This window comes from Stenotrophomonas sp. STEN021 (assembly GCF_056760175.1).
The window spans coordinates 1-22,610 of the sequence record NZ_JBRREH010000059.1 but is presented as its reverse complement, the minus strand read 5'-3'; the positions used below and the strand labels follow the sequence as shown (position 1 = coordinate 22,610).

The following is a 22,610-nucleotide window of genomic DNA, read 5'->3' as shown; positions in this document are numbered from 1 at the left end:
GGGAATTATGTGGTCAGGGAGCGGGCGGCAGCGAGCGATCGCCAGGCGCTGGCATTGCCGAAGCTGGCGCGTCGGTGCTGGCGAACATGCGCTTGAGCCCGCGCCACAGCATGCGCCACACCAGCCATACCGCCAGTGCGCCAATGATGCTGGCGCTGAGTACGAAGATCAGCGCCAGCCACGGGTGTGCCAGTGCCAGCGCCAAAGTGCCGATCACCACGCTGTCCTCGGCAAATGAGGCCATCCAGTTGCTGGCAGGTTCCGGTGAGGTGTTGAGCAGGGCGCGGGTGCCGGCTTTCAGGCCGTGGCTGGTCAGCGCGATGCCGGCACCGGCTGCCAATACGCCGGTGCTCAGCTCGCCATTGGGTGACAGGGTGGCAGCGGCGAGAAAGGCGCCGGCCGGAACCCGCGCCAAGGTCTGCAGCAGATCCCAGATCGAATCCACGCCGGGGATCTTGTCGGCGAAGAATTCGGCCACGGCCAAGGCGCCGGAAGTGCCCAGCACCCACCAGGACTCGGTGGCCTGCAGCGCCGGCGGAAGGTCCACCCAACCCATCAGCCCGGCCATGCCAACGCCGAATACGGTCAGGTAGACACGGATGCCGGCCAGCCAGGCCAGCAGGATGCCGATGACGAATATGTGGGCTTCGGTCATGGGAGGTAGTCCGGCCGGAGACTGTGAGCAGGATCGCAACTATCGAGCATGCCTGCGGTGAATGCCAGTCATCAGCGCGCAAGCGCGTGTGCATTGCTGTCGTTTACACTGGCCCGTCGTTCCAGATCGAGCACGGGTGTCGCCCTACCGGGTGCACTGGAGCCTGCCATGACCAACCGACCTTCTTCACGTTTCCAGATCACCCCGCGTGGTGGTGCCACCCCGCGCCCAGGCTGGGTGCCGATTGCTGTTCTGGCGGCAGCATGGCTGCTGTCGCTGCTGCTGGTTGGCTGGCTGGCGGCACGTTATGCCTCGCCCGATGCCGGCGGCATGCGCGAGAAGCTGCGCCAGAGCGAAGCCCTGCTAAGCCAGCAGCGCAGCCAGCTGGAAGAACTGCGCCAGCGCCAGGCCACGCTGGAGGCATCGGACAAGATCAGTCGCGCCGCCAACAGCGAAGTGCAGACATCATTGGGTGAGCGCGACGAGGAGATTGCCGGCCTGCGTGCCGACGTTGCCTTCTATGAGCGCCTAGTGGGTTCCACCAGCCAGCGCAAGGGGCTGAACACCCATTCGGTGGAGTTTTCCCCGGAAGCAGCCGGCACCTGGCATTACAGCGTGGTACTGACCCAGAATCTCAATCGCGGTGCGATCAGCCAGGGCCAGATGCGATTCTCGGTTGAGGGTGTGAAGGACGGAAAGCTGACAACGGTCAGCTGGGATGACCTACACCAGCGCAAAGGCGCGCCGGGGCAGGATTATTCCTTCCGTTATTTCCAGCAACTGGACGGTAGCGTGATGCTGCCCCGGGATTTCACACCGCAACGTGTGCGAGTCTCCCTGTCCGGATCCGGGGGGGGCTCCAACCAGACATTCGATTGGAAACTCGCCGGCAACGGCAGAGGGGAATAAACATGTTCAAAAGCAAGTCCAAGCACGACACCGATCTGGCCGTGGACGCCCTGATCGGCTCCCAGGTGGAAATCCGCGGCGACGTGGTATTCAGCGGCAGCCTGTACGTCGAAGGTCGCATCATCGGCAAGGTGATAGCCGAGGAAGGCGCCAAGGCCATGCTGACCCTGGCTGAACACGGCCGCATCGAAGGTGAAGTGCGTGCCGCGGTGGTGGTGCTCAGCGGCAGCATGGAAGGCGACGTCCATGCCAGCGAGCGGATCGAATTGACCCCCAGCGCCCGCGTCACCGGCAACGTGCACTACACGGTGGTGGAAATGAGCGCCGGTGCGCAGCTCAACGGCCGCCTGCTGCACACCGCGGCGATGGCCGCATTGCCGGCGCCGGAAGCCAAAATCGCTGAGAAGTCCAAGAAAGCTGAAGCCACTGCGGCTTGAAACAGGGGCTTGCCGCCCCCATCCTGAGCGCCATGAGCACCTTAGTTTCCCTGCCCGGCGCGCAGCCGGCGCCTGATTACCAGTCCTTGGACCGTCCGCTGAATTTCACTCCGGCGGCTGCCTCCAAGGTGCGTGAGCTGATCCAGGACGAGGGCAACGCCGCGCTCGCCCTGCGTGTCTACATCCAGGGTGGCGGCTGCTCCGGCTTCCAGTACGGTTTCGAGTTCGATGAAAACCGCGCCGACGACGATCTGGCGGTGGTCACCGAAGGCGTCACCCTGCTGGTTGATCCGCTGAGCCTGCAGTACCTGATGGGGGCCGAGGTGGATTACAGCGAAAGCCTGACCGGTGCCCAGTTCCTGATCCGCAACCCCAACGCCCGCACCACCTGCGGCTGCGGTAGCAGCTTCTCGGTCTAAGTCGTTCCGGCCGTACTGCGGCTGGTTGCGCTTGTGCTGCTTTGTCGTCAGGCTCTGGCGGATGCTGAATTCTGAATCCCGCTTTGCCGGGCACGCCTTTGTCGGCGCGCCCCTGGACCGTGCCGATGCCCTGCGGGGCGACGCCGATGCGTTGGCTGCGCTGTGGCCAAGCGCGCAGGTGTTGGTGTTGGATGTCGATGGCACCGCGTTTGCCGATGATGACCGCCAGCCGGCGTTGTTCAGTGGCAACGATCTGGGCGGTGGCCCGGGCACGGCGATCTTCCTTGGCCTGCGCGACGGCCGCGCCTGGTTTGTCGCCGAGGCGGCGACGCTGACGGTCAAGGCACCGCAGCGGATGGACCTGCGCCAGGCCGCAGTGAGCTGGCCGGCCGAGGTGGCCGACGTATTCTGCTATGCACGCGGGATGTCGTACTGGCATTCGCGCAATCGATTCTGCGGTGTCTGTGGCTCAGCGGTGCGCTTTGGCCGCTTCGGTTTCATTGGCCATTGCGACCAATGCCGTACCGAACACTATCCACGCGTGGACCCAGCGGTGATTGTCGCAGTCGAAAACAATGGCCGCCTCTTGCTGGGCCGGCAAAGCAGCTGGGTCGCGCGCCGCTATTCGGTGCTGGCCGGGTTTGTGGAGCCGGGTGAAACCTTCGAGCAGACCGTGGCCCGTGAAGTATTCGAGGAGGCGCGGGTGCGGGTGATCCAGGCACAGTACCTGGGCACCCAGCCGTGGCCATTCCCGGGTGCCTTGATGGTGGGTTTCCGTGCCAGCGCGCACGATGACCTGCCGACCGTGGATGGTGAGCTGGAAGACGCGCGCTGGTTCAGTGCCGATGAGGTCGGCGCGGCGCTGCAGCGTGAGAACAACGACGACGGACAGGGCATCCTGCTGCCGCCGCGGCTGTCGATTGCGCGCACCCTGATCGAGCACTGGTACCAGAGTCAGCCCCGGTGAGTGTGAGCTGCCAAGCCGCTCAGCGGGCTGTTTTGCGCTGGCAGGGCCTACAATCACAGGCCGGAGGGATCGCATGTTCACAACCTTGGTAGCGGTAATCGCCGCACTGGTGCTCGGCCATCTGGCCCCCACGCTGCTGGCCACATTGCGCGATTGGCGTTGGTTTGGGCGTTGCCTGGGTTGGCTGCGTGCGCAACTGGGTGAATCGGCTGCGCGCTACAGCGTGTTGCTGCTGATTGCGCCCTGCGTAGTGTTGATCGGCTTGCTGCAATGGGCCCTGGCCGATCGTCTGTTCGGTCTGCCAGCGTTGTTGTTTGGCGTTGCGGTGCTGGCGCTGTGCTGGGGGCCGCGCGATCTGGATCGCGATGTCGAAGCAGTGATTGATGCCGAAGACGGGGCTGCGGCCGCAATGGCGGCATCCCGCTTGCAGGCCGCAGGCGGCAGCATGCGCGAGGATGCGGTGGGTCTGGTCGAGGCGACTGCGATCAATGCACTGCGGCGTTGGTTCGCACCGCTGTTCTGGTTCCTGCTGCTGGGGCCGATGGGCGCGGTGTTGTACCGGCTGCTGGCGCAGTCCTCGCAAGGTCTGCAGTCACAGCTGCTGTCCACTGAAGAGCGACGTGCCGGTGATACGTTGCTGGCCGTGCTGGAGTGGCCGGTGGCGCAGCTGATGACCTTGTCGATGGCCTTGGTGGGCAATTTCGACACGGTGTTTTCGGCCTGGCGTCGCGCCGCGGGCAACCGCTGGGCGCTGCAGCTTGGTTTTCTGGCTGAGGCCGCACGCGCCAGCGTTGGTGCCGAGCTGGTCGAGGAGGCTGAGGAAGCGCGGCTGGCCGGGCAGGTGCCGGCAGACGAACGCTACCCGGAACTGCGCGATGCGATGAGCCTGGTCTGGCGCATGTTGCTGCTGTGGATGGCCTTGCTGGCGCTGCTGGTGATTGCCGGCTGGGTAGGCTGAGCCATCCGCCAGTCTGGATGCGGCCATAGCCCGGGTAAGCGCAGCGCACTCGGGACACTTCACCGACAACCTGATTTAAGACTGGATATTTGCTCCCCGGGGTGCGTTGCGCTTACCCGGGCTACGCGTTTACCGCGTCCGGCTTTCAACCTGGCGCGAGTAGATTGAATGGATACCAAGGCAGGTTGCGGGTGATCCAGAAGCCGATGAACAGCACGCCCCAGAACCAGGCCGAGCTCATCAACCTGGCCATGGGGCGCAGGAACGCTGGCTTCCAGCCTGCAAGCCAGGCCGCGGTGAAGGGCGTTGCCAGCAATAGCAGCATGCCCAGTACGTTCATGTGGATGGCGGTGGCCAAGTCACCATGCACCAGTGCATGCAGCATCCGGGTCAGGCCGCAGCCTGCACAGTAGTGACCGGTCACCAGCAGGAACATGCAGGGCGGGAACGGGTTGCCCGGCAGGTTGGGATCAAATGTACGTAGCGCCCAGATGCCCGCCCCGGCCACAAGCGTGGCCGGGAGCGTGGCGATCAGCAACCAGGGCCGTGCAGCTATCACCCGGCCGCTTCGATCTGCTGGCGCAATTCGTTGACCTTGTCCATGTAACCGTCGGTGCCAAGCCAGATCAGCGAGGCCACGGCAATCAGCACGCCCAGGATCAGGAAGCCGGTGGTTACCCAGGTCCAGATCTTGGCGTTGCGGGAGGCGGCCTGGGCACCGGCGATATCACCGACGGCAAGTCTGGAGTTGACCTTGGAGGCGAACACGATGCCGACAATGCCGGTGACGATGCCGGGGAAGTTCCAGCACGCCAGACAGCAGACCAGGAAGTTCAATACGGTGACCACGATCGACCAGACCAGGTAGTTCGGCGTGCTTGTGCTCTGCGGCGCAACGTCATTCATTGGGAAGTCCTTTGGAGGGAGAAGAGGAAACTAGCGTGACTTGCAGGCATTCGCCGCAGTCAGCGGCGAGATGATCATTGTGGCGACCCAGCATAGGGGCCAGGTGATGAAGCCGATGAAGACAAAGCACAGCAGGAAGTTGACGAAGGCAACTGCCCAGTAGCCGAACATGATGATCAGCCCGGTGGCGACGTTGCCTGCGTACAGATGGCCAATGCCGAAAACCTGGAAAAGCCCCGGCAGCACTTCCAGCAACGCTGCTATCCCGCCGGATTTCTGCGGATGGTAGTAATGGTGTACCTGCTGCGGCGCGATTGGCGGCGCAGGTGGTACGGCTGGCAGTGTTGGCGTGGCGTTGTCCATATATCCCCTTGCTCCTTGGCTGTGCCGCGGTCCCCGGCAGACACATAGGACGCTAGCCTAGCCACTTGTCCTATTTCTGGAAAGTGGTTCCCCTACTCAGGCCTCGTCACCGCGCAACTTGCGGACCAGCATTTCGAGTTGCTGGGCATCGGTGTGGGCGCCGTCTACCGGCGGCCCGGCGACAACCTCGATGTGCGCGCGGAAGCGACGTGGCACCCGCATCTGCCCCAGCCGGCTATCGCGGCGGCTCCACATGCTGGACCACATGCCCTTCAGCGCCATCGGCACCACCGGCACCGGGCGCCGGGCCAGGATCTTCTCCACCCCGGATTTGAAGGCGGCAATCTCGCCGTCCTTGGTCAAGGCGCCCTCGGGGAAGATGCAGACCAGCTCGCCTTCGGCCAGCGCCGCATCGACTTCGTCGAAGGCACGCTGCATCAGCGCGGCATCTTCCTTGGGGCTGGCGATCGGGATGGCCTTGGCGGTCTTGAAGATCCAGCGCATCACCGGCACGTTGAATATCCGGTAATACATGACGAAGCGCGCCGGGCGCGGGATCACCGCTGACAGGATCAGCGCATCCATGTAGCTGACGTGGTTGCAGACGATCAGCGCGGCACCTTCATCGGGCACATTGTCTTCAACGCCCTTGACCCGCAGCCGGTACAGGGTGCGCACCATCACCCAGCTGAGGAAGCGCATCAGGAACTCGGGCACGATGCTGAAGATGTAGACCGCGACCACGATATTGGCGATGGCCAATGCCAGGAACAGCTGCGGGATGCTCCACTTGAACACGCTCTGTGTGACCAGGCCGAGCACCGCGGCCAGCACGATGAAGCCGGAGTTCTGGATATTGAGCGCGGCGAACACCCGCGACATTTCCGACTTCGGTGTGCGGCTCTGGATCAGTGCGAACAAGGGCACCACGAAGAAGCCGGTGAACAGGCCGATGCCAAGCAGGTCGATGATGATGCGCCAGCTGCCGGGCTGCTGGATGAAGCCGGCAACATCCAGCCCGGTAACGGTCACCGCGCCGGTGCGGGCGAAATACAGATCCAGCAGGAACGCACTCATGCCGAACGCGCCCAGCGGCACCAGGCCGATTTCGACGATGCGCCCGGACAGCTTCTCGCATAGCAGCGAGCCGACGCCGGTGCCCAGCGAGAACAGCGCCAGCGCGAAGATGTACAACACCTCGTCGCCGCCCAGATTCACCACCGCATAGGTCGGCAGCTGCGAGGTGAGCACGGTGCCGAAGAACCAGAACCAGGACACGCCGAGGATGGCGTTGCGTACCGCCTTCTGCTTCTTGGCCAGGCGCAGCACCACCAGCGATTCGCTGATCGGGTTCCAGTTGATCTTCAGTTCCGGCGCACCGGCGTCCAGACGCGGAATCATGCGCGCGGTGAAGTTGCCGATCATTGCCAGTGCGATGATGGCCACGGCAGCGACGATGGGCCCATGGGCACCGGCCAGCGCGAAGATCATGCCGCCAGAGATCATGCCGGTGAGGATGGAAATGGAGGTGCCCATTTCGACCAGGCCGTTGCCGCCGGTCAGTTCCTCGGGCTTGAGGATGGACGGCAGTACCGAGTATTTGACAGGGCCGAACAGTGTCGATTGCAGGCCGGTACAGAACAGTGCAATCAATAGCACCGGCATGTTCTGGGTGAGAAAGCCGACCGCCGCCAGCGACATCACCACGATTTCCATGGTGGTGGTGATGACGATGAGCTTCTGTTTTTCCAGCTTCTCGGCGATCTGCCCGGCCAGCGCCGAGAACAGGAAGTAGGGCAGGATGAACAGCGCCGGTGCAAGATTGGTGTACAGCGTCCGTTCTTCGCTGCTGACGCCCAGATAGAACAGCAGGCCGATGATCGCCTGGCGATAGATGTTGTCGTTGAACGCACCCAGCGCCTGGACAATGAAGAACGGCAGGAAACGGCGCTGCTTGAGCAGGGCGAACTGATTGTGGCCGGACATCGTGACTCCTAGGTGCTGCGCGGCACATTAGCAGAACCGCATGGCGCTATTGGTCAAGCCAGGCGTGTATTGCTGATATCTCTCACGCCTCGTTGGCGGGTAACAGGCCCAGCAGTGCGCGTGCAGCCGGGGTTGGATCGGCCCGCCATACCGCGCAGGTACGGAAGCGGAAATTTTCGGCCAGCGGCCGCACACGCGTTCGCTGCATGCGCGCAGCCATGCTGTCCGGCACCACCGCCACCGCCAGGCCGGCGGCGACCAGCTGCTGCTGCAGTTCGCTGTGGGTGACCTCGTATTGCAGCTGGGCCTGGATGCCGCGTTCGCGCAGGGCGTCATCCAGCATGCGCCGCACCCCGGCACCGGGCACCAGGGCAGCCAGGGGCAGACCTTGCAGTGCCTGCAGCGGGATTGCCGTGCGGTTGGCCAGCGGATGATCGGTGGGCATCACCAGCGACAGCCCTTCCTCGTGCAGCAGCCGGTGCTGCGGCGGCAGGGTGATCTGCGGGCCTACGCCGACCAGCGCGACGTCCAGGCTGCCCTGTTCCAGTTCGGCCAGCAACGCATCGCTCATGCCGGCTTTCAGGTGTACCTCGACGGCCGGGTGCGCGGCCCGGAACGCTGCCAGCAATGCCGGTACATCGACGACATTGAGCGAGGTGATCTGGCCGATGTTGATGCGGCCACGCACCGTGCCAAGGGTCAGCGCCATTTCCTCCTGCAGGCGCGGGGCCGCCTGCAGGGTCAGCCGGGCGTTGTGCAGGAAGACCTCACCGGCGGCGGTGGGCCGTACCCGGCGATGGCTGCGCTCGAACAGGCGTGTGCCGAAGGCGTCTTCCAATCGTGCGATCTGGTGGCTCAGCGCCGATTGCACGGTGTGGCAGCGGGTGGCCGCAGCGGTGAAGCCGCCTTCCTCGGCCACGGCGACGGCGAATTCAAGCTGGCGCAGGGTAAACATGCCATCACTGAAACAGATGGATGGGATGAAAACAATACATTGGCGTCATTGATGGAAGCGGCTCAGACTTGCCCGGTTCCCGCCGTGGTCTCCCCCATGAATACCCCCGCATCCCCATCCCAACACCGTCCCCTGAGCCAGGCCCAGGTTCTGCTGCTGGCTGCAGCCACCGGCCTGATCGTGGCCGGCAACTATTACGCACAGCCCTTGCTGCAGATCCTTGCGCAGGAATTCCGGATCAGCGCCGAGCAGGCTGGCTGGGCGGTGACGGTGGCGCAGTTGGCCTATGCCGTTGGCCTGATGCTGATCGTGCCGCTGGGCGACAGGCTGGAGCGGCGCCGGCTGATCGTCGTGCTGTTCGTGCTGGCGGCGGTGGGCTTGGCGATCAGCGCGACCGCGACGCACTTCCTGCAGTTGCTGGTCGGCACGGCGCTGTCCGGGCTGAGCGCGGTGGCGGCGCAGATCATCGTGGCGCACGCGGCCGGGCTGGCCGAGCCGGAGCGTCGTGGCCGAGTGGTGGGCACCATCATGGCCGGCTTGCTGCTGGGCATTCTGCTGGCGCGTACCGCCTCCGGTGTGCTGACCGGTCTGGGTTCCTGGCACACCATCTACTGGGTGGCCTGCACGGCGCTGTTGGTGTTGGCCGTGGTGTTGGCGCGGCTGCTGCCGGCACATCAGCCCAGTGCCACGTTGTCTTATCCGCGCCTGATCGGTTCGGTGCTGGTATTGCTGCGCGACGAGCCGCTGCTGCGCCAGCGCTCGCTGTTGGGAGCGTTGTCGTTTGCCGCTTTCAGCATTTTCTGGACGCCGCTGGCCTTCCTGTTGTCCGGCCCTGCCTATGGCTATTCGATCGCCACGATCGGCTTGTTTGGTTTGATCGGCGCGGCCGGTGCGCTGGCTGCCAGCAGCGGCGGCAAGCTGAGTGATCGTGGCCATGGCCGCGCGGTGGCCGTCGGTGGATTGTTGATGATGCTGTTGTCGTGGCTGGTACTGGCATTTTCGCCGGTATCGCTGGCGGCCTTGGTGGTGGGCGTGCTGTTGCTGGATATCGCCGTGCAGGCGGTGCATATCAACAACCAGAGCGTGATCTACCAGTTGGATGAAAGCGCCCGCAGCCGCATCACCTCGGCGTATATGACCTGCTACTTCATCGGCGGTGCCAGCGGCTCGGTGCTGAGTACGGTGGCCTGGGCGCGGTATGGCTGGACCGGCGTCTGCGTGCTGGGTGGCATGGTCTCCGCGATCGGCCTGCTGGTGTACTTCATGCCGGTGCGTCGTGCTGTTGTGGGAGCGGCGTAAGCCGCGAAGCTGGTGATGCCTCTGTTTACGAACCATCTGCGATCTGTGCTGCACGGATTTGCGCTCTTGCGGTAAAGCCAGAAGCGAAATCAACGGCACCCCTCCCCAACCCTCCCCTGCGCGTTGCGCAAGGGAGGGGGCAAACGCAACTACGCCGGTAACATCGCCTCTTCCGCCGCCGCCCTCAGCTTCGGCAACAGCCGCAGCATCAAGGCCAGCTGGGTGCGTACCAGTCGCGACTTCTCATCGGTCTCGTCCGGCATCTGCTCCAGCGCATCGGCCAGCGCGATCTCATCTTCCTGCGGTTGCGCTGGCTGGCGTTTGCCCAAGGCGTCAGCCAACGCCGCCAGCGATTGCTGCAGCTGCCGATGCCCTTCTGCAACCAGCGCGTCCTCATTGACCGCTTCAGCCCGCGCGCGATGCGCGCCCAGCGCCGACAGATAGCCCAGCAAAGTGTTGGACAGGGCGAGGAAGCGGAAGCCCGCATCCAGGTTGCCACGCGCATAACCCGGCTCACGCAGCATGTTTGCCAAGGCCACCGACAGCGCGACGTCGGCGTTGTGCATGTCGCGGCGGGCGATGCGGTAGGGCAGGTCGTCGCGCATGCCGCTGCGGTACTGGCCCAGCACTTCGTCCAGGTAGGCGATGCTGGTGGCGATCACCTGTGCCATCACCTTGTGCAGGCGCCGGCCTTCCCAATCGGGCAGGATCAGCAGCGAGGCGATGGCGGCGATCACGCAGCCGATCAAGGTGTCGAGGAAGCGCGGCCAGATCAGCACGAAGCCGTTGCCGATCAGGTTGAAGCACAGCAGTGCCATCACCGTGATTGCCGCCGTGGCCAGCAGATAGCGGTCGGTACGGGTGATGAAGAACAGCAAGGCCGCCGCCAAGGCCAGCAGCAGCTGCAGGCCGGTGCCGGGGAACAGCTGCATCAGTGCCCAGGTCACGCCCAGGCCGAGCAGGGTGCCGGCGATGCGTTGCACCAGCCGCAAACGGGTGGCACCGAAGTTGGGCCGGCAGACGAAGACGATGGTCAGCAGGATCCAGTAGCCGTTCTCCGGGTGGACCAGCTTCAGCAGCGCATAGCCGGCGATCAGCGCCAATGCGATGCGCACGCCGTGACGGAACAACAGCGAGCCCGGCGTCAGTGCCTGGCGCAGGCGGGTGCCCATCTCGCGCAGGGTGTGCGGTGAGGAATCGCGCAGGCGGGTGTCGATGCCTTCCAGTGGCGTATCGGCCAGCGCAGCCTCGGATAGCTGTCGCTCGATGCTGGTCAGGTTGGCGGCCAGCAATTGCAGCGAGCCAAGCAGCCGCGTCCATCGCGGATTGCGCTGCTCGCGCAGGTATTGCAGGGAGGACTGCAGGTCCTGGCCGGCGACGCGGGTGCGCTCACCATAGTCGAACGGCTGGCGCAGGCGGATGGCCTCCCCCAGCGTCTGGCAGGCCTTGCCCTGCAGTGACAGCAGGCGCCGGCAGCGGTACAGCACGTCGCTGTGGAAGAAGGCGTCGGCCAGTGCTTCGTACGGGTAGTGCGAGGAGCTGGCGCGTTCGTGGAAATCCTGCGCCATGTAGTAGAGGCGGAAGTACAGGCCCGACTGCACGCCGGGCCGGCCGGAGCGGCCAAAGCGGCTGAGGATGGCGGTCTTGGCGATGTTCAGCGCCTGTACCACGCGCACGTTCTGTTCGGCCAAGGCCAGCCGCCGCGCTTCCAGATCACCTTGCCGCACCGGCTCGAACAGATCGGCCTTGAGCTGCAGGTAATGGCCGAGCTCGAAGAACAGCCGCGCCAACCGTTCGCGCACCGGGCGGTTGGCGAACATCGCCGTCCACAGGATCGACAGCAGGCCGTACCAGGCAGCGCCGACCAGCAGCGGGATCACCTCGCGCAGCGCTTGTTGCTGGCTGACGTTGTGGTGCTGGTCCATCGCGATCATCGCGTAGATCGCCAGCGTCACCGTGGCCTGGCCGATGGAAGCGTAGCGTTCGCCCAATGCGCCAAGCAGGGTCAGGCCGAAGGCGGTCAACGCCAACGCGCTGATGAAGGGAACGGGGTAGGGGAACAGCGCGATGACTGCCGCTGCGGCAGCGGCAAAGCACAACAGCGACAGCAGCACCGACTTGCTGCGGCCCCACCAGTTGTCATCGGTCTCGGCGATGGCGCTGGCGATGATGCCCAGGAACAGGCCGGGAATGGCTTCGATATGGCCGTCGTACCAGCCATAGGCAATGGCGGCGGTGAGCGCGATGAACACGCGTAGCCCGTAGCTGGCTTTTTCGTGGGCCCAGAGTTGGCCGAGGTGACGGTCGATGCGGCGCATGCCGGAAGCGGAAGCTCGCGGAGTCAATGGACTGTCAGCTTGCGGTGCCATCGCGATGCAGGCAAGCGCGATCCGTCCTGAAGCGGCTTGGTCACGTTGCAGCTACGTTGGCGGCGCGCATGAAATCGAGGAAGACGCGCAGCTTGGGCGCCAGTTGTTCGCGCGATGGGTAATAGAGATGGAAGCCGGCATACGGCGGCTGCCAGGCATCGAGCAGGCTGTGCAGGCGGCCAGCGTCGATGTCAGCGCGGGCGATGGGCTCGAATACCTGCAACAGGCCAAGGCCATCGCGCGCGGCCTGCAGGGCGAGCGTGCTGTCGTTGAGCAGCAGCGGGCCGCTCACATCGAGGCTGAAGTCACGGCCATCGCGGCTGAATTCCCAGGGCATCACCCGGCCGCTGCTGCTGCGGTGGCGGATGCAGGCGTGGCCGAGCAAGGCTTCGGGCGTCTGCGGCGTGCCGTGGCGATCCAGATAGCTTGACGCGGCGACCACGGTCCAGCGCAGCTGCGGCCCCAGCGGCACCGCGATCATGCCGTCAGCCAGTGATTCACCCAGACGGATGCCGGCATCGAAACCTTCGCCGACCACATCGACCATTGCTGCCTGCATCGCCAGCTCCACCTCTACCTGTGGGTAGGCGGCATGGAAGGTGGGCAGGTGTGGCAAGAGCAGATATTCGATGGCGAAGCGCGGCGCGGTGATGCGCAGCTGGCCGGTGGCGACATCGCGGTTGGCTTCCACCGCGTGCAGCGCTTCACCGATGCGGGCCAGCGCCGGGGCGGTATCCAGCAACAGACGCTGGCCGGCTTCGGTCAGGCCGACCCGGCGCGTGGTCCGTTGCAGCAGGCGGGTGCCGAGCCGACGTTCCAGGTTGCGGATGGTCTGCGACAAGGCCGACGGCGACACCGCCAGCTCGACAGCGGCCTGGCGGAAGCTGGCGTGCCTGGCCACGCAGGCGAAGGCCGCCAGGGACGGCAACAGGCTTGGGTCTACTGTGAAGTCAGGCTTCATGGTCAATGCCGAGTATCCGCCTTTATCGGCATAGTGGCGAGGGCCTACAGTTGGCTCCGTCCTTTCCCCCCCATTGGAGTAGCCAATGAAAACCCGAGTTCTGGGCCGCAATGGTCCTGCTGTTTCCGCGCTTGGCCTGGGCTGCATGGGCATGAGTGCGTTCTATGGTGGCCGTGGTGATGATGCCGCTTCGATTGCGGTGATCCACCGCGCGCTGGAGCGTGGCGTGACGTTGCTGGATACCGCCGACATGTACGGCCCGCATACCAACGAAGTGCTGGTTGGCAAGGCAATCGCCGACCGTCGCGCGCAGGTGTTCCTTGCCACCAAGTTCGGCGTGCGGCTGGATGCCAAAGACCCGCAGGCGCGCGGTGTCGATGGTCGTCCGGAGTATGTGCAGGCTGCCTGCGAGGCCAGCCTGCAGCGGCTTGGCGTGGAGCATATCGACCTGTACTACCAGCACCGTGTTGATCCGCAGGTGCCGATCGAGGACACCGTGGGTGCGATGGCGCGCCTGGTCGAGCAGGGCAAGGTGCGTTACCTGGGCTTGTCCGAGGCAGCACCGGAGACGATCCGTCGCGCGCATGCGGTGCATCCGATCACCGCGCTGCAGACCGAGTATTCGCTGTGGTCGCGCGAGCCGGAGCAGAACGAGGTGCTGGCCACGGTGCGTGAGCTTGGCATTGGTTTCGTGCCGTACTCGCCGTTGGGCCGCGGCTTCCTGACAGGTGCGATCCGCAGCCCGGCCGATTTCGAGGACGGTGACTACCGGCGCAACTCGCCACGTTTCCAGGGCGAGAATTTCGCCCGCAACCTGGCCTTGGTTGAGCAGGTCAATGCGATTGCCGCCGACAAGGGCGTGACGCCGGGGCAGTTGGCCTTGGCCTGGGTGCTGGCGCAGGGCGAGGACCTGGTGCCGATTCCGGGCACCAAGCGTCTACCGTATCTGGAAGAAAACCTGGGCGCGCTGGAGGTGGTGTTGAGTGCGCAGGACCTGGCAAGGATAGACGCGGTGTTTCCGGTGGATGCCGCAGCGGGCCTGCGCTACCCGGCGGCGAGCATTGGCAGCGTGCATCGGTAAAACCGGGCAGGCTTCAACTGTAGAGCCGAGCCATGCTCGGCTGAGGCATTACCGGTAGAGCTCCTGCCGAGCATGGCTCGGCACTACCGTTTGCGCTCCCTCCCTTGCACGCAGTGCAGGGGAGGGTTGGGGAGGGGTAGGTTTTGTGGCGTTACCGGTAGAGCCCCATGCCGAGCATGGCTCGGCACTACAGTGCCTACTGCTGCTCGCGTGCGATCGCACGCCAGCCGATGTCGTTGCGGTGGAACTCATTGGCCCAGTGGATCTTGGCCACGCCTGCATAGGCATGCTTCTGCGCATCACCCACGCTGTCACCCAATGCAGCAACACACAGCACGCGGCCGCCGGCACTGATCACATTGCCGTCCGCATCCAGCGCAGTACCTGCATGGAACACCTTGGCGCTGGCTGGTACATCAGCCAGGCCGCTGATCACGTCACCGGTGATCGGCGTTTCCGGATAGGGCTTGGCGGCCAGCACAACACCCAAGGACGGACGCGGGTCCCACTGCGCTTCCACACCGGCCAGCGCGCCATCAATGGCCGCTTCGACCAGGTCCACCAGATCCGACTGCAGGCGCAGCATCACCGGCTGGGTCTCCGGGTCGCCGAAGCGCACGTTGAATTCGATCACCTTCGGCGCGCCGTCGGCATCGATCATCAAACCGGCATACAGGAAGCCGGTGAACGGCACGCCATCGGCAATCATGCCGGCCACGGTCGGCTCCACCACTTCACGCATCACCCGGGCATGCACCTCCGGCGTCACCACCGGTGCCGGCGAGTACGCGCCCATACCGCCGGTGTTCGGGCCGGTATCGCCATCGCCAACACGCTTGTGGTCCTGGCTGGTGGCCATCGGCAACGCGATGCGGCCATCGACCATCGAGATGAAGCTGGCTTCCTCGCCTTCGAGGAACTCCTCGATCACCACGCGTGCGCCAGCATCGCCGAAGGCGTTGCCGCTGAGCATGTCATGCACGGCGGCTTCGGCTTCTTCCATCGTCATCGCCACGATCACGCCCTTGCCAGCGGCAAGCCCGTCGGCCTTGATCACGATGGGCGCGCCCTTCTCATGCAGATAGGCCAGCGCTGCGTCCACTTCCGTATGCACGGCGTAGTACGCGGTGGGAATGCCGTGACGGGCGAGGAAATCCTTGGCAAAGGCCTTGCTGCCTTCCAGCTGCGCGGCAGCAGCGGTCGGCCCGAAGATGCGCAGGCCGGCTTCACGGAAGCGATCCACCACGCCCAGCACCAGCGGTACTTCCGGGCCAACCACGGTCAGGCCCACGGCTTCGTCCTGTGCCAGCTTCAGCAGGCCTTCGATGTCGTTGACCTTGATCGCGACATTGCGGCACTTGCCTTCGGTGGCGCTGCCAGCATTGCCGGGGGCGACGATCACTTCGCTTACGCGCGGTGATTGCGCCAGCTTCCAGGCAAGAGCGTGTTCGCGGCCGCCAGAGCCGATGACGAGGATTTTCATGGGGTCAGTTCCTGTGGGGCATCAATGGGGAAGGCAATGGGAGGCTTTCAGCGTGACTTCGAAGAACGTCGCGCCACTGGCATCCACAAAGCGCCGGCGTACGCCGCCGCCAGCGGCATAGACCGGCTGCAGTGCAGGTTCCCTGCACAGCTCGGCGATGGCTTCGTCCTCGTCACGGCGCAATGCGTCGAACACGTCCGGCTTGGCCTTGGCCATGGCCACGCTGGCGCCGGGAAAGCTCACCACGAACACGATATCGTCGCCATGGCGATGCGCCGAGGCGGTGATCAGTCCATCGCGGTAGGGGGCAGGCAGCTGCTTGCCGAGCGTGGCAAGCGCGGTGTGCTGGGCGTCGCTCAGCGTGCTGTTGCCACAGCCAGTGAGCAGGACGGCACACAGGCCGGCGGTGACTGCGAGTATGGCGTTGCGCATCAGCTGCATGCCTCCAACTGCATGGTGGAAGGAATTGGGTAGCGCGATTGTGCGGTGTCGTAGGCGATGCTGTGGGTCTTGTTCACCGCGCCAGCACAGCCGCGGCCTTTCTCCTGCACGCGCAGCGGCCAGTAAGCCAGCTGCGGCTGGCTGTCTTCGGGTACGGCATCGAAGTTCAGGTCCAGGCGGCCGTGCGAACAGTTGCCTGACGCATTGCAGTCAATCGCATTGCGATCATCCAGATGGCTGCGCAGCCAGCCTGCGCTGGACAGTTTGTTGCTGCCGTCGAATACGTACCAGGCGCGATTGCGCATTGCTGCGCCGACCACCACCAGTTCGTCGTCGACCTGGAAGCCCCAGGCGTTTGCACCCATCTGCAGCGTGGTCACGCTGCCCGGCTTGCCGCCGGTGCCGCTGCCCTGGCCGAGCAGTTCGGCGGCGATGCTGACGCCGTCATCGGCGGCGCGGCGCAGGACGATGAAATCGGTGCTGCCCAGTTCAATCGGGCTGGCGTCGTCGTAGCTGGTGCAGATCGCCAGCATGCGGTAGTTGCCGCTCTGCACGCTGATGCTCTGGTCGGCGCAGATATCGCGATGTACCGGCCGTGCCTGACCAAGATTGGCATCACTCAGTTGCTGAGCCCATTGCCCCTGCAACTGCACGGCGCTGCCGTAGCGCTCCTGCAGCACGGCCATCACCCCGGCCTCATAGCTGAGTTTGGGCTTCGCAGCCGGAGCGTCGCCCTGTGCGGGCGTGCCCTGCTGGCACGAAGCCAACAGGGCGACGGCGAGCAGGGAAATCAGACGCGGAAAAACCCTGGTCGCCATATGCCAGCTCTCTGTGACGGAATCAGTGACGGAAGTGGCGCACGCCGGTGAACACCATGGCGATGCCATGTTCGTCGGCGGCGGCGATCACTTCGTTGTCACGCATCGAACCACCCGGCTGGATCACCGCGGTGATGCCAGCTTCGGCAGCAGCGTCCAGGCCATCACGGAACGGGAAGAACGCATCCGATGCCATCACCGAACCCGGCACGACCAGACCTGCATCCGCCGCCTTGATGCCGGCGATGCGTGCCGAGTAGACGCGGCTCATCTGGCCAGCGCCCACGCCAATCGTGCGTTCGTCCTTGGCGTAGACAATCGCGTTGGATTTGACGTACTTGGCCACGCGCCAGGCGAACAGCAGGTCGCGCGTTTCAGCCGCAGTCGGCGCGCGCTGGGTGACGGTCTTCAGTTCGTCGGCGCTCATGCCGCGGTTGTCAGCGCTCTGGATCAGCAGACCCGAACCGATGCGCTTGGTGTCGTAGTTGTTGCGCGCGTCACCGGCCGGGATGCGCAGCACGCGCACATTGGCCTTCTTGGTGGCGTAGTCCAGTGCGGCCGGTTCGTAATCCGGTGCGATCAGCACTTCGACGAACTGGCGGTCGAGGATGGTCTTGGCGGTGGCTGCGTCCAGCGTGCGGTTGAAGGCGAGGATGCCGCCGAAGGCGCTGGTCGGGTCGGTGTTGTAGGCCATCTCGTAAGCCGCGCCGACATCGGCAGCAACTGCGACACCACACGGATTGGCGTGTTTGACGATGACGCAGGCCGGCACATCGAACTGGCGCACGCATTCCCATGCGGCATCGGCGTCGGCCAGGTTGTTGTAGCTCAGTTCCTTGCCCTGCAGCTGCACGAAGGTCGCCAGGGTGCCCGGCACCGGATACAGGTCGCGGTAGAACACGCCACTCTGGTGCGGGTTCTCGCCGTAGCGCAGGTCCATGACCTTGATGAAGGACGAATTCATCTGTGCCGGGTATTCGTTGCGCACCGGCACCGCAGCGCTGGTGTCGGTCACGGCCGACAGATAGTTGCTGATCGCCGCGTCGTACTGGGCGACGCGGTTGAATGCAGCCACCGACAGTTCGAAACGCTTGGCGGCGGACAGCTTGCCGTCGTTGCTGGCCAGTTCGGCCAACAGTGCGTCGTACTGATCCGGGCTGGTGGCCACGGCGACGCGGGCGAAATTCTTGGCCGCGCTGCGCAGCATCGCCGGGCCGCCGATGTCGATGTTCTCCACCGCGTCGGCGAGCGTGCAATCGGCCTTGGCGGTGACCGATTCGAACGGGTACAGGTTCAGCACCAGCAGATCGATCGCGGCGATGCCGTGCTCGGCCATCACCGCATCATCGGTACCGGCGCGGCCAAGCAGGCCACCGTGCACCATCGGATGCAGGGTCTTGACCCGGCCGTCCATCATTTCCGGGAAGCCGGTGACATCGGAGACGTCCTTGACCGGCAGGCCGGCCTCGCGGATCGCCTTGGCGGTGCCGCCGGTGGACAGCAGCTCGACGTTGCGGGCAGCGAGGGCGCGGGCCAGATCGATCAGGCCGGTCTTGTCGGAAACGGACAGCAGAGCCCGGCGTACGGGCAGCAGATCAGAAGACATGGGGAGGCAGGGGGAAGCGGAAGCGGGCCCGTATTGTAGCCGCGCGGTCACATCCGTGGCCGGGAGTTGCATGTGTAACGCCGGAACGCCTGCCTGCAGTGCCGAGCCATGCTCGGCAAGCGGCCTTCCCAGCAATGTACGACGGCGGGGATTACCGGTAACGCTTCTGCCGAGCATGGCTCGGCACTACAGACTGCCCGGGGCTTACGCCAGCCCGTATTCCTTCAGCTTCTTGCGCAGGGTGGCGCGGTGGATGCCCAGCAACGCTGCAGCGCGGCTCTGGTTGCCTTCGCAGTGGTTCAGCACTTCCACGAACAACGGGATTTCCATTTCGCGCAGCACGATCTCGTACACGTCGTCGGCGTCGCAGCCGTCCAGATCGCGCAGGTAGCGCCGTACGGACTGGGCAACGTGTTCGCGAAGCGGCGGCTTCGGAGCGCCACGACTGGTGTCAGGACGGGTGGGGGCAGCGTTCAAGGAGAGTTCCCGGGTTCAGCAAAGCCGGACGCGTTGGCCCGGCATGGGGGAGGGAGTCTAGCGCGTGGGCCGTCGGCCTGCCACGCCATTGTCCCGTGTTTACTGAAATTCGAAGCTGAAGGCGACCGTGGCTGCGGCCGGTTCGCGCAGCCGGAACGACACCTGCGCGCTTTGCCCTGGCTCCAGTCGCGCCAGCGGATCAGCGCCCGGGCCAAGGTATTCGGCCGGCTGCAGGGTGCGCCGGCCGATCACTCGACCGTCAGCATCGGACAGGGACAGCCGCAACGCCGGCCAGGCCTGTGCCCAGCGGGCATCATTGCGGAAGCTGGTCTGCACCTGCAGGGCGCCGGCCTGCCCGGGAACCGGGCGGATGTCGCGGCTCAGCATGCTGAACGCACTGGGTTCGTGCCATGCCGGCAGTGAGCAGCGCAGCACAGCGCACAGGCCGCTGACCAGCGGGCGGGTGCCTGCATCGGCGGCCAGTCTGGCGCGGTCGGCAAGAATGATCTGCAGGCCAAGCAGCAATGCCAATGCCAACACCAGGCCCCATTGCCAACGCGGCGTGTCAGCGGGTGGCGTTGCATGCGCGCGGTTCGCGCGCGCGAAGCTGGGCGCGGCTGCAACCAGCGACGCGCTGTCTTCTGGCGGTTCTGCGTCCTCGTTGCCGGCGTTGTGGCTGATGCCAGTGGTTTCCGGCATGACGAGCTCGGCCTGCGCTGTCTCCTGCTGCGACGCGTCAGTCGGTGCGACTTCAGCCCGCTCGAGGTCAGGCTGCAGCACGTCGGCTGGATCTGCAGGCAGGGGCAGATCCAGCGCCAGTGTGGCTTGCGTGTCATCGGTGGCCGATGCCGCAGGCGCGCCCTCCGGCGTGCCTGGCTTGGACGCGCTGTTGGCGCCACCTTGCAGGAAGGTCGCCAAGGACGGTTGGGTGGGCGTGGTTTCGTCAGTCATGGCAGGGCAGGCTGAGGCACTGGCCCCATTCAAGCACGGCGCACGCCGGTGATGCGCATCCAGTCGCCATCCTGGGTGGCTTCAAGCTGGTCGAACCAGGTCGCATAGCGCTCCAGCAGTTCGTCTTCCTGGCCGTGCAGGATGCCGGACAGGGCAATCTGCCCACCGGCGGCGACGCGTGCGGCCAGCAGTTCGGCCAGGGCGTCCAGCGCCGAGGCCAGGATGTTGGCGACCACCACCGGATAGGTGGCGACCGGCTCGTCTTCCGGCAGGTAGGCGGCGATATGCACGCCGTTGCGCTCACCGTTGTCGTGGGTGGCGATCAGCGCCTGCGGGTCGTTGTCCACGCCCACGGCCGCCGCGGCGCCCAGCTTCAGCGCAGCCAGGGCGAGGATGCCCGAGCCGCAGCCGAAATCGAGCACGGTGTTGTCGGCCAGCTTGCCCTCGGCCGAGAGCTGGTCCAGCCAGCGCAGGCACAGCGCGGTGGTCGGGTGGGTGCCCGAGCCGAAGGCCAGGCCCGGGTCCAGGCGCACGATGGCGGCGTCGGCGACCTGCGCGGCCTCGGGCAGCTCGTGGTTCCACGGCACGATCCAGGTGCGCTGGCCGAACTGCATGGGCTGGAACTGGTCCAGCCAGGCGCGTTCCCAGTCTTCGTCCTGGACGGCGCGGAAGCTGGCGGTGGTCCACTCCAGGCCGGGGTCGAAGGATTCCAATGCAGCGAGCAGCGCCAGCGCATTGGTGTCGGCCGGGAACAGCGCACTCAGGGTCAGCTCGTTCCACAGCGGGGTTTCGCCCACGCCAGGTTCCAGGATCGCGCGCTCGTTGCTGGTATCAGCGTCGGCGTCGAGCATGGTCACCGCCAGTGCGCCAACGTCATCGAGAGCGTTCTCGTAGCGGGGTTGGGTGGCTTCAGTGCAGCGCAGGGTCAATTCGAGGAAGGGCATGGCGGCGTACGGCAACGGCGGGACAGGGCACGCATCCTAGACGAGGCGGGCCCCAATTGCGCGTTCAGCTGGCTGGTTCATCCGCCGCGGCGGCCGCTATTGATAGAATCGCGTACCTGTAACTACGCAGCAGGCTGTCCCCCTCCCATGCTTTCGTTGCTGGCCAGAAAACCCTGGTATCTATTGGTGCTGCCTGCGGCAGTGCTGATGACTGCGCTGGGTGTTCGCAGCGGCAATCTCCTGCATGGGGATGTCGCGGAGGTTGCTGCGGCCGGTGATGCCACGGCTGCCGAGCTGGGCACGCCGACCTTGGCTGCCGCTGCGCCGCTGCCTGAGCAGTCCACCGCGGTAGCGGCAGGCTTGCCGCTGGATCTGCGCGCTGCGTTCGAGAATGGCAGCGATCTGTTTGCCTATGCCCGGCAACTGCAAGCCGCTGCGGATGCAGGCAATGCCGAGGCAGGCTGGATGGCGAGCCGCATCTACGATTATTGCGGTGTGTTCGCGATGGACCCGGCGGGCTATGCGTTGGACAGCGCCGCATTGCAGCGCATGGACCTGGATGCGATTTCCGCGATGCTGGCCGCACGCGGCAAGGTGCGTCAGGGTTGTGCGGGCTTTACCGCTGCCGATGGGCTGGGCCGCGCGCGTCTGCTGCAGCAGCGCTTGGCCTCGGCCAAGGGCGGTAATCTGGCAGCGGAGGCAGCCTTGTTGTCGATGGGGCAGCCCCTGAATGAGAGCCCCAAATACCGGCGTGAGCTGGTGGAGCGGGTGCAGTCCTCGCAGGACCCGGAAGCCTTCCTGGCGATTTCCGGCGCAATGGGTACCGCCGCCGCTGGCGACGATGCCTACAAGGGCATGGTTGCCGGCAGTCAGTTCAGCCAGCTTGCATGGCAGGTTGCTGCCTGCCAGCTCGGTTTGCCGTGTGGGCCCAACAGTGCATTGATGGTGGCCTATTGCGCCAATGGCGGGATCTGTTCGCGCGATCCCCAGCAGGATTTTCAGTCATTCGTTTACGACGCTGCGGTGCCGCGGCAGGGTGTGGAAAAGATGAACGAAATGGTCAACAGCTTGCGCAAGGCGCAGCGAGGTGTGCGATGAACTACCGTCGTTTCATGCACGGGGCGAAGTTCTGGATATGGGTGGTGCTGTTCGTTGCCTATTCGGCAGGTGCGGTTGGCGTGGTGCTGATCGATACCTACGAAGACCGCTACCGAACGCTGTCCAAGGTCAAGCTGACCAGCGTCAAATCCGATGCGGACCTGCGCCGTGCCGGTGCCACCCAGGCCGCGGCGGTGTATCGCGCGCAGAGTGGCATGCCGTTCAACACCTTGCAGCCAGGCAGCAGCTTCCAGATCGTGTGGCCGGATGGTTCGGTGGAAACGGTGACAGTGGTTGATCCGTCCTCGCCATTGGGCACCGAGCCGCTCAAGGGCAGCGTGGTGGACGCCGAGTAAGCCGGCGTTCGCATCAGGCACAAAAAAGGCGGGTATCCCCGCCTTTTTTGTGCGCGTGTGTTTCCTTAGTGGGGGGGGGAACGGGGGCCGGGCGGGGTAGGGCCGAAGGCAAGCCCCGCAGGGGGGCGACCCGGAGAGCGGCCCCCCCCCGACCGGGCGCGGCGGGGGGGG

The 22,610-nt window shown here is 65.2% G+C and carries 24 protein-coding genes; 9 read left to right on the top strand and 15 right to left on the bottom strand.

Going from position 1 to position 22,610, the window contains the following annotated elements; genetic code table 11:
- Window positions 1–13: 13 nt before the first annotated feature.
- Complete coding sequence (locus ACVOL0_RS13400) at window positions 14–655, bottom strand: DUF4126 domain-containing protein (protein WP_481549526.1); 642 nt, start codon at window positions 653–655, stop codon at window positions 14–16.
- Between the two features lie 168 nt (window positions 656–823).
- Here ACVOL0_RS13400 and ACVOL0_RS13395 point away from each other — a divergent pair, with 168 nt between their 5' ends.
- The 5 genes from ACVOL0_RS13395 to ampE all read left to right on the top strand — a co-directional run bounded on the left by ACVOL0_RS13395 (window position 824) and on the right by ampE (window position 4,345).
- Window positions 824–1,564: a DUF6776 family protein gene (locus tag ACVOL0_RS13395; protein WP_481549525.1), complete on the top strand. Its 741-nt coding sequence runs from the start codon at window positions 824–826 to the stop codon at window positions 1,562–1,564.
- Between the two features lie 2 nt (window positions 1,565–1,566).
- The gene (locus ACVOL0_RS13390) at window positions 1,567–2,001 is read left to right on the top strand and encodes a bactofilin family protein (protein WP_481549524.1); all 435 of its coding nucleotides are present in this window, start codon (window positions 1,567–1,569) and stop codon (window positions 1,999–2,001) included.
- A 32-nt stretch (window positions 2,002–2,033) separates the two neighbouring features.
- The gene (gene erpA, locus ACVOL0_RS13385; protein WP_481549523.1) at window positions 2,034–2,420 is read left to right on the top strand and encodes an iron-sulfur cluster insertion protein ErpA; all 387 of its coding nucleotides are present in this window, start codon (window positions 2,034–2,036) and stop codon (window positions 2,418–2,420) included.
- Window positions 2,421–2,481: 61 nt separating this feature from the next.
- Complete coding sequence (gene nudC / locus ACVOL0_RS13380) at window positions 2,482–3,387, top strand: NAD(+) diphosphatase (protein ID WP_481549522.1); 906 nt, start codon at window positions 2,482–2,484, stop codon at window positions 3,385–3,387.
- A 73-nt stretch (window positions 3,388–3,460) separates the two neighbouring features.
- The gene (gene ampE, locus ACVOL0_RS13375) at window positions 3,461–4,345 is read left to right on the top strand and encodes a regulatory signaling modulator protein AmpE (protein WP_481549521.1); all 885 of its coding nucleotides are present in this window, start codon (window positions 3,461–3,463) and stop codon (window positions 4,343–4,345) included.
- A gap of 145 nt (window positions 4,346–4,490) precedes the next feature.
- Here the strand turns inward: ampE and ACVOL0_RS13370 are convergent, their stop codons facing one another.
- From ACVOL0_RS13370 to ACVOL0_RS13350, 5 genes are all read right to left on the bottom strand, one after another.
- Window positions 4,491–4,904, bottom strand: a complete 414-nt coding sequence (locus tag ACVOL0_RS13370; RefSeq protein ID WP_481549520.1) for a DUF2752 domain-containing protein — start codon at window positions 4,902–4,904, stop codon at window positions 4,491–4,493.
- The gene (locus tag ACVOL0_RS13365; RefSeq protein WP_481549519.1) at window positions 4,901–5,251 is read right to left on the bottom strand and encodes a CD225/dispanin family protein; all 351 of its coding nucleotides are present in this window, start codon (window positions 5,249–5,251) and stop codon (window positions 4,901–4,903) included. Before ACVOL0_RS13365 ends, ACVOL0_RS13370 begins: the two co-directional genes overlap by 4 nt.
- Window positions 5,252–5,281: 30 nt before the next feature.
- The gene (locus ACVOL0_RS13360) at window positions 5,282–5,614 is read right to left on the bottom strand and encodes a hypothetical protein (RefSeq protein WP_481549518.1); all 333 of its coding nucleotides are present in this window, start codon (window positions 5,612–5,614) and stop codon (window positions 5,282–5,284) included.
- A 96-nt stretch (window positions 5,615–5,710) separates the two neighbouring features.
- Complete coding sequence (locus ACVOL0_RS13355) at window positions 5,711–7,600, bottom strand: MFS transporter (RefSeq protein ID WP_481549517.1); 1,890 nt, start codon at window positions 7,598–7,600, stop codon at window positions 5,711–5,713.
- Window positions 7,601–7,682: 82 nt separating this feature from the next.
- Window positions 7,683–8,555, bottom strand: coding sequence for a LysR family transcriptional regulator (locus tag ACVOL0_RS13350; RefSeq protein WP_481549516.1), 873 nt, complete (start codon window positions 8,553–8,555; stop codon window positions 7,683–7,685).
- Between the two features lie 96 nt (window positions 8,556–8,651).
- On the opposite strand from ACVOL0_RS13350, the gene ACVOL0_RS13345 reads away from it, so the two are divergent.
- On the top strand, window positions 8,652–9,854 hold the full coding sequence (locus tag ACVOL0_RS13345) for an MFS transporter (protein ID WP_481549515.1): 1,203 nt from the start codon (window positions 8,652–8,654) through the stop codon (window positions 9,852–9,854).
- Window positions 9,855–10,003: 149 nt separating this feature from the next.
- Here the strand turns inward: ACVOL0_RS13345 and yccS are convergent, their stop codons facing one another.
- Entirely contained in the window at window positions 10,004–12,172 is a 2,169-nt protein-coding gene (gene yccS, locus ACVOL0_RS13340; RefSeq protein WP_481549514.1) for a YccS family putative transporter, read from the bottom strand.
- A gap of 91 nt (window positions 12,173–12,263) precedes the next feature.
- Entirely contained in the window at window positions 12,264–13,184 is a 921-nt protein-coding gene (locus tag ACVOL0_RS13335) for a LysR family transcriptional regulator (protein WP_481549513.1), read from the bottom strand.
- Window positions 13,185–13,269: 85 nt separating this feature from the next.
- Between ACVOL0_RS13335 and ACVOL0_RS13330 the strand changes: the two genes are divergently transcribed.
- On the top strand, window positions 13,270–14,265 hold the full coding sequence (locus ACVOL0_RS13330; protein WP_481549512.1) for an aldo/keto reductase: 996 nt from the start codon (window positions 13,270–13,272) through the stop codon (window positions 14,263–14,265).
- A gap of 196 nt (window positions 14,266–14,461) precedes the next feature.
- Here ACVOL0_RS13330 and purD read toward each other — a convergent pair whose 3' ends face one another.
- The 7 genes from purD to prmA form a co-directional block, all read right to left on the bottom strand.
- Window positions 14,462–15,748 (bottom strand): phosphoribosylamine--glycine ligase, encoded by a 1,287-nt coding sequence (gene purD / locus ACVOL0_RS13325; protein WP_481549511.1) that lies wholly within the window; start codon window positions 15,746–15,748, stop codon window positions 14,462–14,464.
- A 21-nt stretch (window positions 15,749–15,769) separates the two neighbouring features.
- Window positions 15,770–16,180: a hypothetical protein gene (locus ACVOL0_RS13320; RefSeq protein WP_481549510.1), complete on the bottom strand. Its 411-nt coding sequence runs from the start codon at window positions 16,178–16,180 to the stop codon at window positions 15,770–15,772.
- Complete coding sequence (locus ACVOL0_RS13315; protein ID WP_481549509.1) at window positions 16,180–17,007, bottom strand: hypothetical protein; 828 nt, start codon at window positions 17,005–17,007, stop codon at window positions 16,180–16,182. The genes ACVOL0_RS13320 and ACVOL0_RS13315 overlap by 1 nt, the downstream gene beginning before the upstream one ends.
- Before the next feature lie 22 nt (window positions 17,008–17,029).
- The gene (gene purH / locus ACVOL0_RS13310; RefSeq protein ID WP_481549508.1) at window positions 17,030–18,613 is read right to left on the bottom strand and encodes a bifunctional phosphoribosylaminoimidazolecarboxamide formyltransferase/IMP cyclohydrolase; all 1,584 of its coding nucleotides are present in this window, start codon (window positions 18,611–18,613) and stop codon (window positions 17,030–17,032) included.
- 204 nt (window positions 18,614–18,817) lie between these two features.
- Window positions 18,818–19,090, bottom strand: a complete 273-nt coding sequence (gene fis, locus ACVOL0_RS13305; RefSeq protein WP_057626401.1) for a DNA-binding transcriptional regulator Fis — start codon at window positions 19,088–19,090, stop codon at window positions 18,818–18,820.
- 99 nt (window positions 19,091–19,189) lie between these two features.
- Entirely contained in the window at window positions 19,190–20,041 is an 852-nt protein-coding gene (locus ACVOL0_RS13300; protein ID WP_481549507.1) for a DUF3426 domain-containing protein, read from the bottom strand.
- A gap of 29 nt (window positions 20,042–20,070) precedes the next feature.
- On the bottom strand, window positions 20,071–20,985 hold the full coding sequence (gene prmA, locus ACVOL0_RS13295) for a 50S ribosomal protein L11 methyltransferase (RefSeq protein WP_481549506.1): 915 nt from the start codon (window positions 20,983–20,985) through the stop codon (window positions 20,071–20,073).
- Between the two features lie 147 nt (window positions 20,986–21,132).
- Here prmA and ACVOL0_RS13290 point away from each other — a divergent pair, with 147 nt between their 5' ends.
- Window positions 21,133–22,083, top strand: coding sequence for a hypothetical protein (locus tag ACVOL0_RS13290; protein ID WP_481549505.1), 951 nt, complete (start codon window positions 21,133–21,135; stop codon window positions 22,081–22,083).
- Window positions 22,080–22,439, top strand: a complete 360-nt coding sequence (locus ACVOL0_RS13285) for a hypothetical protein (protein WP_481549504.1) — start codon at window positions 22,080–22,082, stop codon at window positions 22,437–22,439. Before ACVOL0_RS13290 ends, ACVOL0_RS13285 begins: the two co-directional genes overlap by 4 nt.
- Window positions 22,440–22,610: the final 171 nt, after the last annotated feature.